The sequence below is a fragment of the Serratia sp. JSRIV002 genome, from assembly GCF_019968725.1.
GTDB classification, from domain to species: Bacteria; Pseudomonadota; Gammaproteobacteria; order Enterobacterales; family Enterobacteriaceae; genus Chania; species Chania fonticola_B.
In genome coordinates, this window is the sequence record NZ_CP074143.1 from 2,755,593 (window position 1) to 2,769,272 (window position 13,680).

A 13,680-nucleotide genomic window follows, 5' to 3' on the forward strand; every position below is an offset into this window, starting at 1 on the left:
GTATTAACCATGGCTAACGCAGATCTAGACAAACAACCGGATTCCGTTTCATCAGTGCTGAAAGTGTTTGGCATCCTGCAGGCACTGGGTGATGAGCGCGAGATCGGCATTACCGAGCTTTCACAGCGGGTAATGATGTCCAAAAGTACCGTTTACCGTTTCCTGCAAACCATGAAGTCGCTGGGCTATGTCTCACAGGAAGGGGAGTCGGAGAAATATTCGCTGACCCTCAAGCTGTTTGAACTGGGTGCCAAATCGCTGCAAAACGTCGATTTGATCCGCAGTGCAGACATCCAGATGCGTGAACTGTCTAACCAGACGCGTGAGACCATCCACCTGGGGGCGCTGGATGAAGACAGCATCGTCTATATCCACAAAATCGACTCCATGTATAACCTGCGTATGTATTCACGCATCGGTCGCCGTAACCCGCTGCACAGCACCGCGATTGGTAAAGTCTTGCTAGCCTGGCGCGATCGCGGCGAAGTGGAAGAAATCCTGTCCCATGTCGAGTTTACCCGCAGCACTCCGCACACCATCGCCAGCGCTGCTGAGTTACTGCCGCTATTGGATAAGGTACGTGAGCAGGGGTTTGGCGAAGATATCGAAGAACAGGAAGAAGGCTTGCGCTGCATCGCGGTGCCCGTGTTTGACCGTTTTGGCGTGGTGATCGCGGGCTTGAGCATCTCCTTCCCGACCATCCGCTTCTCTGAAGAAGGCAAAGAGGGCTACGTGGCGCAGTTACATACCGCCGCTCGTCTGATTTCAGCGCAAATGGGTTATCACGACTATCCGTTTTAAGCTTGCCGTAGTTGTAGGGGGCTGAGCATAGCTTCGCCCCTACGCTTTCTCGCCCAGCCTTCGAAATCTCTCCTCGGTTTATAAAATCCAACTACTCTGCTATCCGCCTATCTTGCACTCTTTGAACAAGTGACGTGGAACACCGGCAATGGCTGGACGAATGGCATCACGGCCCTTGGCCGTAGCGACACTGCTAAAGTGTTTTGAGATAGTCCTCAAATAATTTACCGCTCTCTGCCCTAAACTGCTGACCAGTGCTCACCGCCGAAGTTATGTTGTCGACCCTCAGATTACGAAAACCTGAGCGATTTTCGCACCAGATAGTCAGTAGCCACACAGCATCGAATATTGTCAGGCCGAGCGGGCGTGCGATTCGGTTGCTCTCTCTTCCTTGTAAGTCAATATAATGAATATTCAGTTGAAGTCTTTTACGAATAGCAAGACGGAGAAAAGCTAAGTGTTTGGCTGCCTTCTCGCTTACTTCTGTGCGCCGAGAAGCCGCTCTAAAAGGGAGTTGCTTGTAGGTGTCTATCTTTTTGACATCGATCACAGCGCTGATCTTCGCTGAAACTCTTTTTGCCGCTGCTGAAAGCATGTCATCTCCCCGAGCCCCTATCAGCCGTATTCCCAGCATAATAGCGTCCAGCTCATCAGGGTCAAAGTTAAGCGGCGGAAGGAAATAATCTTTTTCAAGCACGTAACCTAGTCCTGATTCACCGCGAATAGGGGCGCCTATGGCCTGCAGAGTTGCCATATCCCTGTAGATTGTTCTCACAGAAACATTCAAAGATTGTGCTAACACCTCAGCGGATACTGGATGTACACGACCGCGAAGATGGTCAAGTAAAGCGAACAGTCGGATAGTTTTCATTAGTCGATATTACACGCCCCTGACAGAAACTGTCAGGGGCGTGTAATACGATTCAGACTTCATATCACATGATAACGGAGTTACTAATGACTGCACCCTATTACGAAATAGTCACCTATCGGGTTGAAAACTTGACACAAGCCGATTCAGCAAGAACATCGGCACAGCAGCTTTTAAAGGGTTTTCCTGGCTTTATCGACTGGATTGCATTTACAGGAATTGATAGCTCTAGCGAACGTGTCGATTTCGTTGTTTGGAGTGGTGCTGAAGAAGCACTGGCCGCAGCAAAGGCTGTCGAGAGCCAGCCTGAATTCTCATCTTTTCGAGCCTCTGTCAGTTGTTTGCACCAGATGGGGCACTATACCGCTCAAGAGAATCTGCCATCATCACTGAAAGTAGGGTGTGGCATCGAAATCGGGAGATTTCGTCTGAAGCCGGGTATTCACGAGAGTGAAATGCATAAAGTTTATAACCAAATGGTAGGAAATTATCTTGCGTTTCAAACTGGGTGGAAAAGCCAGCATCTGGTCAGCCTGGGCAATGGGGTATTTGTCGATCTTGTATTCGCCGATAGTCAACTAAGAGCAAAGTCAATTTGTGCATCCTGGCAGGGACAAGCTGTATGTGATGCCTTTCTGGAAATCATTGAGCCGGAGAGTATGGAGTTTGGTTCGTTATGCTAAATGTGTGAGGGGGAGGGCAAAAGGCTCAAATCTGCATTAACGTATGTCATCAACCCTCCGTTTCGCAAGGCTAAATAAACTGAACCGGCGCCTGGGTGGGCGCCGGTTCAGTTGCAAATCAGTCTAGGGTTACCGGTGAGCCAGTTCCGCTTCGTCTTCGCTGTCCATAATGGCTTTGTCGGTCTGCTTCATCAGTTGGCTGGTGACGGTACCTGCGGTCATCGAACCACTAACGTTCAGCGCGGTACGGCCCATGTCGATCAACGGCTCAACCGAAATCAGCAGGGCGACCAGGGTCACCGGCAGGCCCATCGCTGGCAGTACAATCAGCGCAGCAAAGGTCGCGCCGCCGCCCACACCGGCAACACCGGCTGAACTGACGGTAACAATGCCAACCAGCGTCGCGATCCACAGTGGGTCCAGAGGGTTGATGCCTACGGTTGGCGCAACCATCACCGCCAGCATTGCCGGATAGAGACCCGCACAACCGTTCTGACCAATAGTGGCACCAAATGAAGCCGAGAAGCTGGCAATCGACTCCGGCACACCCAGACGGCGAGTCTGTGCTTCGACGTTCAGCGGGATGCTGGCAGCGCTGGAACGGCTGGTGAAGGCAAAGGTCAGCACCGGCCACGCTTTGCGGAAGAATTTCAGCGGATTAACGCCGGTGAAGCTCAGCAGCAGGCCGTGAACCACGAACATGATCGCCAGACCAAGGTAAGAGGCAACCACAAAGCTGCCCAGCTTGATAATGTCGTGGATATTGGAGCCTGCAACGACCTTGGTCATCAACGCCAGTACGCCGTAAGGCGTCAGCTTCATCACCAGACGGACCAGTTTCATCACCCAGGCTTGCAGGGTATCGATAGCTACCAGCACGCGCTGGCCCTTCGGTTGGTCATCTTTAAGCAGTTGCAGCGAAGCCACACCCAAGAAGGCAGCGAAAATCACCACGCTGATGATTGACGTTGGGTTAGCCCCGGTCAGATCGGCAAACGGGTTTTTCGGCACGAATGACAGGATCAGTTGCGGTACGCTCAGATCGGCCACTTTACCCGCGTAGTTGGTTTCGATCGCCGACAAACGAGCCGTTTCTTGTGTGCCCTGGACCAGACCTTCTGCGGTCAGTCCGAACAGGTTGGTGACCAATACGCCCACCAGTGCGGCGATCAGCGTGGTAAACAGTAGGGTACCAATGGTCAGGAAGCTGATTTTGCCCAGCGAGGAAGCGTTGTGCAACTTGGCTACCGCGCTCAGGATAGAGGCGAAAACCAGTGGCATCACGATCATTTGCAGCAGCTGTACATAGCCGTTACCGACGATGTTAAACCAGCCGATAGACGCTTTCAGTACCGGGTTGTCCGCGCCGTAAACCAGTTGCAGTGCCAAACCGAACACCACACCAAGTACCAGGCCGACCAGCACTTTTTTAGCCAGGCTCCATTGCTTATGGCGGGTTTGCGCCAACAGCAAAAGGAGGGCGGCAAAAACCAGCACGTTTAATACGAGCGGTAGATTCATCCCCAATGTCTCCAATCTTGTTTTTTTATAATTAAAGGTGCCAAGCACCGATGTAATGCGATGTAAATATCGTAACAGTTTGCGATGAAGCGCACTTATATCTAAAAAGAATTTAATATAACTTTTGGCTTGAAATCGTCGATGTAATAAGCGGAAAGGCGGGAAAATAGACGGTTTTTTGTGATCACAGCCGGATATTTTTTATTTGCTCAAAATACGACTGCACGGGAAAGGTGTAATCCCCTTGCCAGTAGATGGCGAAAGCCACCAAAACTATACACAGTACCCGCTCCAGCTGGTTGCCTTTTTGTGAGTTCAATATTGGCAGGCAGAAACGCCAGCGGCAGGGCCAAAGCAACGGCACGCCGGCAGGGGTGAGCATATCGGCCAGCAGGTGGCTGAAATAACCGATAATCATGGCGTGCAGCACGTCTGCGGGGATGGGCCAACCGCGCGGAACTTCTAGCTGAAATAGCCACATGCCGCCGACGATCGCCAACAGGCTATGGGTGAAACCGCGGTGACCAAAGGCGCGAGATATCGGGATGGCTATCCAGCGCAGGCGCTGGCCCAGGATGGATTTAGGGTGATCGATATCGGGTAGCAGTGACGTCAGTAGCGCGGCGGGAATGATGTGCCACCAATCGCCAGCGGCGAGCACGGGTGTCACCTCCGCTTTCTTGGCAAAGATCGCGCAGGCAACAGAGAATATGAGATGTCCTTCCGCGGTCATGTTGCTATATTCCGGCCACTAAACTGTTAATTTATCCAGTATATGGGAATTTTTACAGTTACGGAAGCGGTTACCCTGTAACGAGTTGTTAATTTAACGCCGTTTTACAAAGGGTTGAAACGGTGTTTATGACGGACGAGGTATACAGGAAGACTGGTAATGTAGGGGCGCTGCAAATGCTGCGCCCGCTCAAATTCGGAGGAAGGATATGTTCGCAGTGGAGATCAGCGAGCGAGCCAGCCACCGTCTACCGCGAGCGTGTAGCCATTAACGTAGTCGGACGCTGCCGAGGCAAGGAAGACGGTCGGGCCCATCAAGTCATCCGGCGTTCCCCAGCGCCCTGCCGGGATGCGCTCGAGGATCTGCTGGTTGCGGTCTTCATCGGTACGTAGTTGCTGGGTGTTGTTGGTGGCCATATAGCCCGGTGCAATGGCGTTAACGTTAATCTGGTACTGTGCCCATTCATTGGCCAATAGCCGGGTGAGGCCGAGTACCGCGCTTTTCGACGCGGTGTAAGACGGTACGCGAATGCCGCCCTGGAAAGAAAGCATCGAAGCAATATTGATAATTTTACCGCCGCTGCCCTGGCTGATGAACTGTTTGGCCACCGCCTGTGCCATAAAGAACAGGGTCTTGATATTGACGTCCATCACCTCATCCCAGTCTTGTTCACTGAAATTCAGGGCATCTTCACGGCGGATAATTCCTGCGTTGTTCACCAGGATATCGATTCTGCCAAACGCCTCAACGGCGGTGGCTAGCAGAGAAGGGATGGCGTCGATATTGCCGAGATCGGCGTTCAAATTCAGGAATCGACGCCCAGTCTGGGTAACTTTGCTCATGGTCTCAACGGGCTGACTGCGGTTCACGCCGATAATGTCGCAACCGGCCTGCGCCAACCCAATCGCAATGCCTTGCCCCAGGCCGGTATTACAGCCGGTGATCAGCGCCACTTTGCCCGTTAAGTCGAAGGAATTCAGAATCATAGCGTTGCTCTCTTGCCGTGAGGGAAGAAAGCACCGGGCTTTCGATGGCAACTGCGTGGCAGTGACAGTGTCACCTAATGGCCCGGTGTTTTCTTTATGCGACTAGCATAATTTGAATGGTGTCTTAATTCAATAAAAATGAAATGGTGTTTTATTTATTTTTCGAGTGCAGGGGGAGGGAAAAGGGCACCGGTGGGGCCGATGCCGTCAAGATCAGGCCAGATGGGCGGCAGTTAACTGCTCTAGGCTTTGCAACTTAAGGTCGGCCAAGGCCCAACGCGGATCCTGGCTGTATTCGTGCGCAGGGATCACGATCGATTTCATACGCGCTGCTTTGGTGGCAATCATACCGTTGAAGGAGTCTTCCAGAGTAATGCAGTGCTGTGGATCGCTGCCCAGGCGTTCGGCGGCGATCAGATAGACTTCCGGGTGCGGTTTGCTGTACGGCAGGTATTCGGCTGAAACCAACTGATCGAAATAGCTCTCCAGATCGAACATCTTCAGCACCTGCTGCTGCATATGTAGCGGAGAGGCGGAGGCCAGCCCAATATTTAAATCCAGGCTACGGCACAGTTCCAGCGCTTGTTGCACCCCAGGCAGCAACGGGCGCTTTTCCCGTACCAACTCGATGGCCCGCTCGATAATGCGGCCAGCCACTTCCTCCTGAGAAGGCCCTTGCCACGGCATGGCCTGGAACCACATTCGTACCACCAGATCGATGCGTAAACCCAGCGTATCCGGTAGGTTGTGACGATCGGACAGATCCAGGCCCAATGAGCTGAAAATATCCATTTCTGCCTGTAACCACAGGGGTTCAGAGTCGATCAGTAGACCGTCCATATCAAAAATTGCGGTTGCTATGCGTTGCGAATAAGCCATTAACAATTAACTCCTGCAGCACCAGTAAAAGAAAATGTTTTCGCCACTCTATCATTTTTGTTCAGGCGCCTGCACCCTTCGGGCCCGGGGTGTTTTCCCAAAGTACAGGATCTCTCTGGAACTGGGGGGAAGATAAAGAAAACGGTGGGCGAGTTTCATTAACTACAGGTAGACTTAGCGCAACAACGATTGCGTCGCTTACAAGGGGAACACATGACGTATCAACAGGCTGGGCGCGTTGCCATACTGAAACGCATTTTCGGATGGGTCGTTTTCATCCCGGCGTTACTGTCAACGCTGGTTTCACTGCTGGGTTTTGTTTATCAACACAGTGAGAAGTCCAGAGGGATCAACGCCGTGATGCTGGATTTTGTCCACGTCATGGTCGACATGGTGCGCTTCAATACGCCATTCCTGAATATTTTCTGGTACAACTCACCGGTACCGGACGTGGATAAGAGCCTGTTTAGCGGCGCTAATCTGATGTTTATCATTATCTATTTCCTGATTTTTGTCGGCCTGGCATTGCAGACTTCCGGTGCGCGCATGTCGCGTCAGGTGAAGTTTATCCGTGAAGGATTGGAAGATCAGATGATCCTGGAACAGGCCAAGGGCAGCGAAGGGCACACGCGTGAGCAATTGGAAGAGCGGGTGACGTTGCCACACCACACCATTTTGCTGCAATACTTCCCGCTGTATATCTTGCCGGTGGTGATCGCCGTGGTGGCTTATTTTGTGCTCAAGCTGCTAGGGCAAATGGCCGGAGTGGCGTAGATCTGCAAAGAACGGGCGCCCTATGTGAACTGACCCCAAGAAGTTGGACGGTTTAAAATTAAGCAACCATCAAAGCCTGCGTTCTGTACTCCACAGGGCTCAGGCCTTTGAGCTTCTGTTTGATACGATGGTTATTGTAGTAATCTATGTACATGTCTATCTCTTCAGACAGCTGTTCCACACTCTCAAAGCGTTGTAAATAATACAGTTCAGCTTTCAGATGGCCAAAGAAGTTTTCCATTACCGCATTATCCAGGCAGTTACCCTTGCGAGACATGCTCTGTTCTATCCCATTTTCCTGCAACTGATGCTGATAAGCCGCCATCTGATAGTGCCAACCTTGGTCACTGTGCAGCAACGGCTTTTCTTCCGTTTTTAGCGTACTGAGCGCCTTATCCAGCATCGTTTTTACCAGACTGAACACAGGTTTACGGGACATCTCATAGGCAATGATTTCACCGTTAAACAAGTCGAGTACCGGCGATAAATACAGCTTTTTATCCGCCACCCGGAACTCCGTGATATCGGTCACCCACTTTTGGTTAGGCTCCAGAGCGGTAAAATCGCGCTGCAAGGTATTCGGGGACACTTTACCGACATGTCCCTTGTACGAACGGTATTTTTTACGGCGAACGGGCGATTTCAATTGCAGCTCAACCATCAGTTTTTGCACGGTTTTATGATTTAGCACAGCCCCCATCTTTCGAAGAACACTGGTCACCCGGCGATAGCCGTAACGGCCTTTATGCTCGTTAAAAACAGCCATTATTTGCTGCTTGGCTTCACCATACTTATCCGGTGCTTGATGGCTTTTACAACAATAGTAATACGTACTGCGCGGCAGTTTTCCGGCCCACAGCAAAACCTCCAAACGGTGTTCTGACCTCAATGCTCTGATTATTTTTGCCCTTTTCGACGAGTCTGGGCTTCCTTCTGTTGCATCAAGGCTCTCAACTTTTTTATGTAATCATTCTGCGCACGTAAAAACTCGATTTCCTCCCGCATCTCTTCGGGGGTCAACTCATCAGGCGATTTATCGGCATGGGGGGTTTTGGGATGCTGACGCATTTGGCGACTACGCTTATTCAGGTTAAGGGCTTCAGCCCCATTCTCCCGATAGAGTTTAATCCAGCGTTCCACAGTAAGGTAAGAAGGAATATTGAATTTAGCGGCGACTGTCGCTAAAGAGAGCGGATTTGAAAGCGCGAATTCGACAACAGAGAGCCTGAAGTCAGGTGTGTAATGTTGCTTGCGTCCTAACCGCAGCCCCTGTTCCCCATGATGCTGATAAGCGGCAATCCATCTGCGTAGTTGGACATGGGCAATAGAAAACTTCTTAGCGGTCTGTTTTTGACCGCCGAGTCCGGCAAGATAGTACCGGACAACGTCAAGTTTGAACTGAAGTGAATACTTCATCAGAACTGTACCTCCAAATGTCAGATGTTTGTCCAACATTTGGGGTTCAGTTCATATGCGGCGCCCATTACATTACAGCGTCTCTGGATGGAGCAGCTTGTCGATGGCCCGCTGCGCCATGACCAGATGTTGGCCGCCAAACAGGTTGCTGCGGTTGAGCAGGTAATAAAGCTGATACAGCGGCTGGCGTTCGATAAACCCGGCCTCCAGTGGCCACACGCTCTGATAGCCGTCATAAATCTGGGCGGGCAATTCAGGATAAAGCGGCAGCATCGCCAAATCACACTCTCTGTCGCCCCAGTAGCAGGCTGGATCGAACAGTAAAGGCCCATCCGCGGCCTGAGCACAGTTGGCTGGCCACAGATCGCCGTGCAGCAGGGAAGGCTGTGGCTGATGGTGTTGCAACCGCAGATACACCACGTCAATAATTTCGTCGATATCTCCGAAGGTCATGCCCTTTTCCGCCGCCAGCTGTAGCTGCCAGCCGATGCGTTGCTCGGCAAAAAATTCCGCCCAGCGGCGTTGCCAGGCATTGGGCTGCGGTGTGGTGGAAAGGTCGTTATCGAAGTCGAGGCCGAACTGCGGTTGTTCGCTCCACTGGTGCAGGCGGGCCAGTTGTTGCCCGAGGCAGTGCGCCCCGTGCGCATCCAGCGGCTTAAGGGGTTGATACTCCAATAGCAGGAAACTGTAATCGCGATCGCTGCCAACCCCATACACTTCGGGGACGCGCACGGTCTTACTGCGAGCCAGCAAGGCCAGTTGATCGGCCTCCGCAGTAAATATCGGCAGCATTTCGCGGGTATCACATTTAACAAACACCTCGCTGTCACCGTAACTCACGCGCCACGCCGGGTGGATTTCTCCCCCGGGCAGTTCAGTCCTTTCGCGGATTTCTGCGCTGCCAAGATGTTCACTCAACAGACGGCTAACGGCTTGCCACATAGTAATCCCCTTCTGTGTTGCCTGCGATTTCATTAGGTTAGCGTCTTTCCTGCTGCGAAAACACGATGTGGCGCACAGCTGCGCCATCTATTGACGAAAAAATCATCGCCGCGTGTCTGGTCAAAGTATATACGCTATTGATTAATTTAAGTACGCTTATGCTGAATGCTGCTTGGTTCAGGCTAACTTGCCGAGTTCCTTGTTACACGGGAAACGTCATAGTAGGGATTTTCCCCTCACCCCAACCCTCTCCCACAGGGCGAGGGAGCTGGTGCGGAGCCGCGGGTAGGGGCAGCAGTCAGTCTGTGGCACGTTTTGTTCTCTTTCCCACAGGGAGCGGGTGGCGTAAAAACCTTTATCGGTGTTCGATATTACTAGACCACAACAGTGGCACATTCTGTTCCCTCTCCTGGGGGAGAGGGTTAGGGTGAGGGCGGCTTAATGGTTTTTAACTACGGTGATTTCGTTGCGTTGCACGGGTTTGAAGTGGCTATAGAGCAGGGCGATGACAAACAGCAGCGCCTGTACGATCACGATGCACGGCCCGGTTGCGCCGTCGATATGAAAGCTGATCAGTGTACCCAGCACACAGGAAAAAACCGAAGCGATGGTGGCAACAATCAACATCCGGTTGAAACTGCGGCACAGCGTGAACGCAATAATCCCCGGTGCGATCAGCATCGCAATCACCAGGATCACCCCCACCGCCTGTAGCGAGGCCACAATGGTTAACGCCAGCAGGCACAGTAAGCCGTAGTGCAGTAACTTCACCGGCAGGCCGATAACGCGCGCATGATTGGGATCGAAACAGTAGAGCATGAAGTCCTGGCGCTTGAGCAGCACGATTGCCAGCGTGATCCCGGCGATCCACAACGTTTGCCGTAGCTCACCGTCGGTGATCCCCAGCATATTGCCGAACAGGATATGGCTGAGGTGTTGATCGGTATCGATGCGGGCAAACAGCACCAGCCCAAAGGCAAACATGCCGGAGAATACGATCCCCATCACCGTGTCTTCTTTTACCCGGCTGTGCTCTTTCAGATAACCCGTCGCGACCGCGCAGAAAATGCCGGAAAGAAATGCGCCAATCACCAGCGGAATACCGAACACAAAGGCCAGCACAATGCCGGGGAGCACGGCGTGAGAAATGGCATCACCCATCAGTGACCAGCCTTTCAATACCAGATAGCAAGACAACACGGCGCAGACGACACCGGTGACGATAGCCGCGATGATGGCGCGTTGCATAAAGGGATAGGCGAACGGCTCAGAGAGCCATTGCAACAGGAGTTCCATCAGTTGCCCTCCGGAGAGTTGCCACGATTTACGCGACGTTTTGAGGCTAACAGCCCGTGCTTCGGTGCGAACAGGAAGGCCGCCAGGAACACTAGCGTTTGCAGCGTGACGATCACGCCGCCGGTTGCCCCATCGACGAAGAAGCTGAGGTAGGCACCCAAGCCGCTGGTCAAGGCACCGATCGCGATGGCGATAATCACCAGCCGGCCAAAACGGTCGGTCAGCAGATAGGCGGTAGCACCGGGAGTGATCACCATGGCGATCACCAGGATGGCGCCGACGGTTTGCAGCGCGGCCACGGTGCAGGCGCTAAGCAGGGTAAAGAACAGGATCTTCAATTTTAGTGGCGAAAGCCCGATCGATACCGCGTGGTTTTCATCGAAAAATACCGCCAGCAGGTCTTTCCACACCAGGCATAAGATCAGTAACGAAACGCCGATAATAATCTCCACCTGCAACACGTCTTCATCTGCGATGCCGAGAATGTTGCCGAAGATGATCGACTGCACGTTCACCGAGGTAGGATTGAGCGAAATGATCAACAGGCCGACGGCGAAAAAGGTGGAGAAAATAAAACCGATAATCGCATCTTCACGCAGGCGGGTAACGTGGCGTACCAACGTCATCGCCAGCGCGGCCAGCATGCCGGTGAAAAACGCACCGGCTGCATAGGGCAGGCCGAGGGCATAGGCACCGGCCACCCCAGGCACCACGGAGTGGGAAAGCGCATCCCCCATCAACGACCAGCCTTTCAGCATCAGATACGCTGACAGAAAAGCGCAGGCCGCACCGACGATGGCGCTGACCCACATCGCCTTGACCATGTAGTTGTAGTTAAACGGTTGCAGCAGGATCTCGAGCATCAGGGGTTATTCTCCTTTTGCTGACTTTGCGCCGGAGGATCGCTTTTGGTATGGCCATAAAACACCGCAGGGCGCTCGTCATCGGTGATTACCGTCACGGTGCGGGGATCGTTGTCATCGTGCAGATCGGGCCCGGAGAGATTGATATGGCGCAACACGCCACCGAACGCCAGTTCCAGATTGCTTTGCGTGAACGTGGTCTCGAGCGGGCCGGCGGCAAGCACGGTACGGTTAATCAGGATCACTCGATCGCAAAACTCCGGTACGCTGCCGAGGTTGTGGGTCGATACCAGGATCAGGTGCCCCTCATCGCGCAGCGAACGTAACAGATCGATAATGGCGTTCTCGGTTTTGACATCTACGCCGGTAAAAGGCTCATCAAGCAGCAGCACCGTTCCCTGCTGAGCCAGGGCACGGGCCAGGAATACGCGCTTTTTCTGCCCGCCGGAAAGCTCGCCGATCTGTCGGCTACGTAATTCAGTCAGGCCAACGCGTTCCAGCGCCTTATCGACCCGCAGCCGGTCTTCCTTGGTAGGAATGCGCAAGAAGTTCATTTTGCCGTAGCGGCCCATCATCACCACGTCTTCCACCAGCACCGGGAAGTTCCAGTCAACCTCCTCGGTTTGCGGCACGTAGGCGATAATGTTTTTCTTCAGCGCGGCGACAACCGGCTGCCCGCTCAGCGTCACCTGGCCAGATGTCGGTTTTACCAGGCCCATGATGCTTTTGAAGAGGGTCGATTTCCCGCTGCCGTTAACCCCTACCAGCGCACAGATCGAACCACCGCTAAGGGTAAAACTGGCGTTATGGATCGCCGTATGGCCGTTGTTATAGGTGACCGATACGTCATCCACGCTAAGTTCGGGGCGGATAAAGGTCTCTGCACTCATTGATTGAATCCTTTGGCGATGGTCTGCACGGTGGCATTGAGCAGATCGATATAGGTGGGCACCGGCCCGTCGGCGGCAGACAGCGAATCGACGTACAGCACGCCGCCGTATTGCGCGCCGGTTTCTTTGGCCACCTGCTTGGCAGGCTTATCCGAAATGGTGCTTTCGCTGAACACCACCGGAATGTGGTTGGCCCGCACGGTATCAATCACCCGGCGCACCTGCTGCGGTGAGCCCTGTTCGTCGGCATTGATTGGCCACAGGTAGACTTCTTGCAACTGATAGTCTTTGGCCAGATAGCTAAAGGCGCCTTCGCTGGTTACCAGCCAGCGCTGGGCTGCCGGAATACGCGACAAACGCTCGCGTAGCGGGGCATCCAGCGCCGCGATTTTTTCAGCGTAGGCTTTGGCATTGCGGTTATAGGTTTCGGCGTTATCAGGATCGTGCTGCACCAGCGCTTTGCGGATGTTCTCGATGTAGATCAGCGCATTGCTTGGCGACATCCAGGCATGGGGGTTTGGATTACCGTTATACGGGCCTTCGTGGATCGGCAGCGGGGTGATCCCTTCGGTTACCACGGCGGCGGGCACCTGTTTGATATTTTCGAAGAAGCGTTGGAACCAGCGCTCCAGGTTCATCCCGTTCCATAAAATCAGATCGGCGTGCTGTGCCTTAACGATATCCCGCGGCGTGGGCTGATAGTCGTGGATTTCCGCCCCAGGCTTGGTGATGGACTCCACTACGGCAGCGTCGCCCGCCACGTTCTGGGCGATATCCTGGATAATGGTGAAGGTGGTCACCACGCGCAGCTTTTCCTTTGCCGAAGCCGGTTGGCTCACAGCAACAACGCTAAGGCATATGCAGAGCAGGGCAAGGGGTCGAAAGTGGGACAAGCTAAAACGACGACGAGTAAATACGTTGTTTTTCATTGGCATGATGACGTCTCCTTATTCAAATGAAAATGATTATCAATATCAATTGAGCGGAAGTCAAGCATCACCAAGCTTTGCCAAGGGGTTATGTTG

The 13,680-nt window shown here is 53.1% G+C and carries 14 protein-coding genes; 3 read left to right on the top strand and 11 right to left on the bottom strand.

Going from position 1 to position 13,680, the window contains the following annotated elements:
• Window positions 1–9: 9 nt before the first annotated feature.
• The gene (kdgR, locus tag KGP26_RS13000; RefSeq protein WP_021178210.1) at window positions 10–801 is read left to right on the top strand and encodes a DNA-binding transcriptional regulator KdgR; all 792 of its coding nucleotides are present in this window, start codon (window positions 10–12) and stop codon (window positions 799–801) included.
• 193 nt (window positions 802–994) lie between these two features.
• Here the strand turns inward: kdgR and KGP26_RS13005 are convergent, their stop codons facing one another.
• Complete coding sequence (locus tag KGP26_RS13005; RefSeq protein WP_094981814.1) at window positions 995–1,672, bottom strand: YafY family protein; 678 nt, start codon at window positions 1,670–1,672, stop codon at window positions 995–997.
• An 86-nt stretch (window positions 1,673–1,758) separates the two neighbouring features.
• On the opposite strand from KGP26_RS13005, the gene KGP26_RS13010 reads away from it, so the two are divergent.
• The gene (locus KGP26_RS13010; protein ID WP_094981813.1) at window positions 1,759–2,355 is read left to right on the top strand and encodes a hypothetical protein; all 597 of its coding nucleotides are present in this window, start codon (window positions 1,759–1,761) and stop codon (window positions 2,353–2,355) included.
• A 129-nt stretch (window positions 2,356–2,484) separates the two neighbouring features.
• Here KGP26_RS13010 and KGP26_RS13015 read toward each other — a convergent pair whose 3' ends face one another.
• The 4 genes from KGP26_RS13015 to hxpB all read right to left on the bottom strand — a co-directional run bounded on the left by KGP26_RS13015 (window position 2,485) and on the right by hxpB (window position 6,474).
• Entirely contained in the window at window positions 2,485–3,876 is a 1,392-nt protein-coding gene (locus KGP26_RS13015) for an L-cystine transporter (protein ID WP_021804615.1), read from the bottom strand.
• A gap of 184 nt (window positions 3,877–4,060) precedes the next feature.
• The gene (locus tag KGP26_RS13020) at window positions 4,061–4,609 is read right to left on the bottom strand and encodes a metal-dependent hydrolase (protein ID WP_021804614.1); all 549 of its coding nucleotides are present in this window, start codon (window positions 4,607–4,609) and stop codon (window positions 4,061–4,063) included.
• 224 nt (window positions 4,610–4,833) lie between these two features.
• The gene (kduD, locus tag KGP26_RS13025; protein WP_115158412.1) at window positions 4,834–5,595 is read right to left on the bottom strand and encodes a 2-dehydro-3-deoxy-D-gluconate 5-dehydrogenase KduD; all 762 of its coding nucleotides are present in this window, start codon (window positions 5,593–5,595) and stop codon (window positions 4,834–4,836) included.
• A 213-nt stretch (window positions 5,596–5,808) separates the two neighbouring features.
• On the bottom strand, window positions 5,809–6,474 hold the full coding sequence (gene hxpB / locus KGP26_RS13030) for a hexitol phosphatase HxpB (protein ID WP_021804612.1): 666 nt from the start codon (window positions 6,472–6,474) through the stop codon (window positions 5,809–5,811).
• Window positions 6,475–6,687: 213 nt separating this feature from the next.
• On the opposite strand from hxpB, the gene KGP26_RS13035 reads away from it, so the two are divergent.
• Window positions 6,688–7,248, top strand: coding sequence for a YniB family protein (locus KGP26_RS13035; RefSeq protein ID WP_021178205.1), 561 nt, complete (start codon window positions 6,688–6,690; stop codon window positions 7,246–7,248).
• A 58-nt stretch (window positions 7,249–7,306) separates the two neighbouring features.
• Here the strand turns inward: KGP26_RS13035 and KGP26_RS13040 are convergent.
• The 6 genes from KGP26_RS13040 to KGP26_RS13065 all read right to left on the bottom strand — a co-directional run bounded on the left by KGP26_RS13040 (window position 7,307) and on the right by KGP26_RS13065 (window position 13,590).
• A protein-coding gene (locus KGP26_RS13040) for an IS3 family transposase (protein ID WP_371824949.1) occupies window positions 7,307–8,667 on the bottom strand; the annotation gives its coding sequence in 2 pieces (ribosomal slippage) (window positions 7,307–8,149 and window positions 8,152–8,667; 1,359 coding nt in all).
• Between the two features lie 69 nt (window positions 8,668–8,736).
• Entirely contained in the window at window positions 8,737–9,606 is an 870-nt protein-coding gene (locus KGP26_RS13045) for a fructosamine kinase family protein (RefSeq protein WP_021804611.1), read from the bottom strand.
• Window positions 9,607–10,044: 438 nt separating this feature from the next.
• Window positions 10,045–10,902: a metal ABC transporter permease gene (locus tag KGP26_RS13050; RefSeq protein ID WP_021804610.1), complete on the bottom strand. Its 858-nt coding sequence runs from the start codon at window positions 10,900–10,902 to the stop codon at window positions 10,045–10,047.
• Window positions 10,902–11,765: a metal ABC transporter permease gene (locus KGP26_RS13055; RefSeq protein WP_059200610.1), complete on the bottom strand. Its 864-nt coding sequence runs from the start codon at window positions 11,763–11,765 to the stop codon at window positions 10,902–10,904. Before KGP26_RS13055 ends, KGP26_RS13050 begins: the two co-directional genes overlap by 1 nt.
• A complete protein-coding gene (locus tag KGP26_RS13060; protein ID WP_179247388.1) occupies window positions 11,765–12,655 on the bottom strand; it encodes a manganese/iron ABC transporter ATP-binding protein in 891 nt (296 codons plus the stop codon). Before KGP26_RS13060 ends, KGP26_RS13055 begins: the two co-directional genes overlap by 1 nt.
• A complete protein-coding gene (locus KGP26_RS13065) occupies window positions 12,652–13,590 on the bottom strand; it encodes a metal ABC transporter substrate-binding protein (RefSeq protein ID WP_021804608.1) in 939 nt (312 codons plus the stop codon). Before KGP26_RS13065 ends, KGP26_RS13060 begins: the two co-directional genes overlap by 4 nt.
• Between the last annotated feature and the right edge of the window lie 90 nt (window positions 13,591–13,680).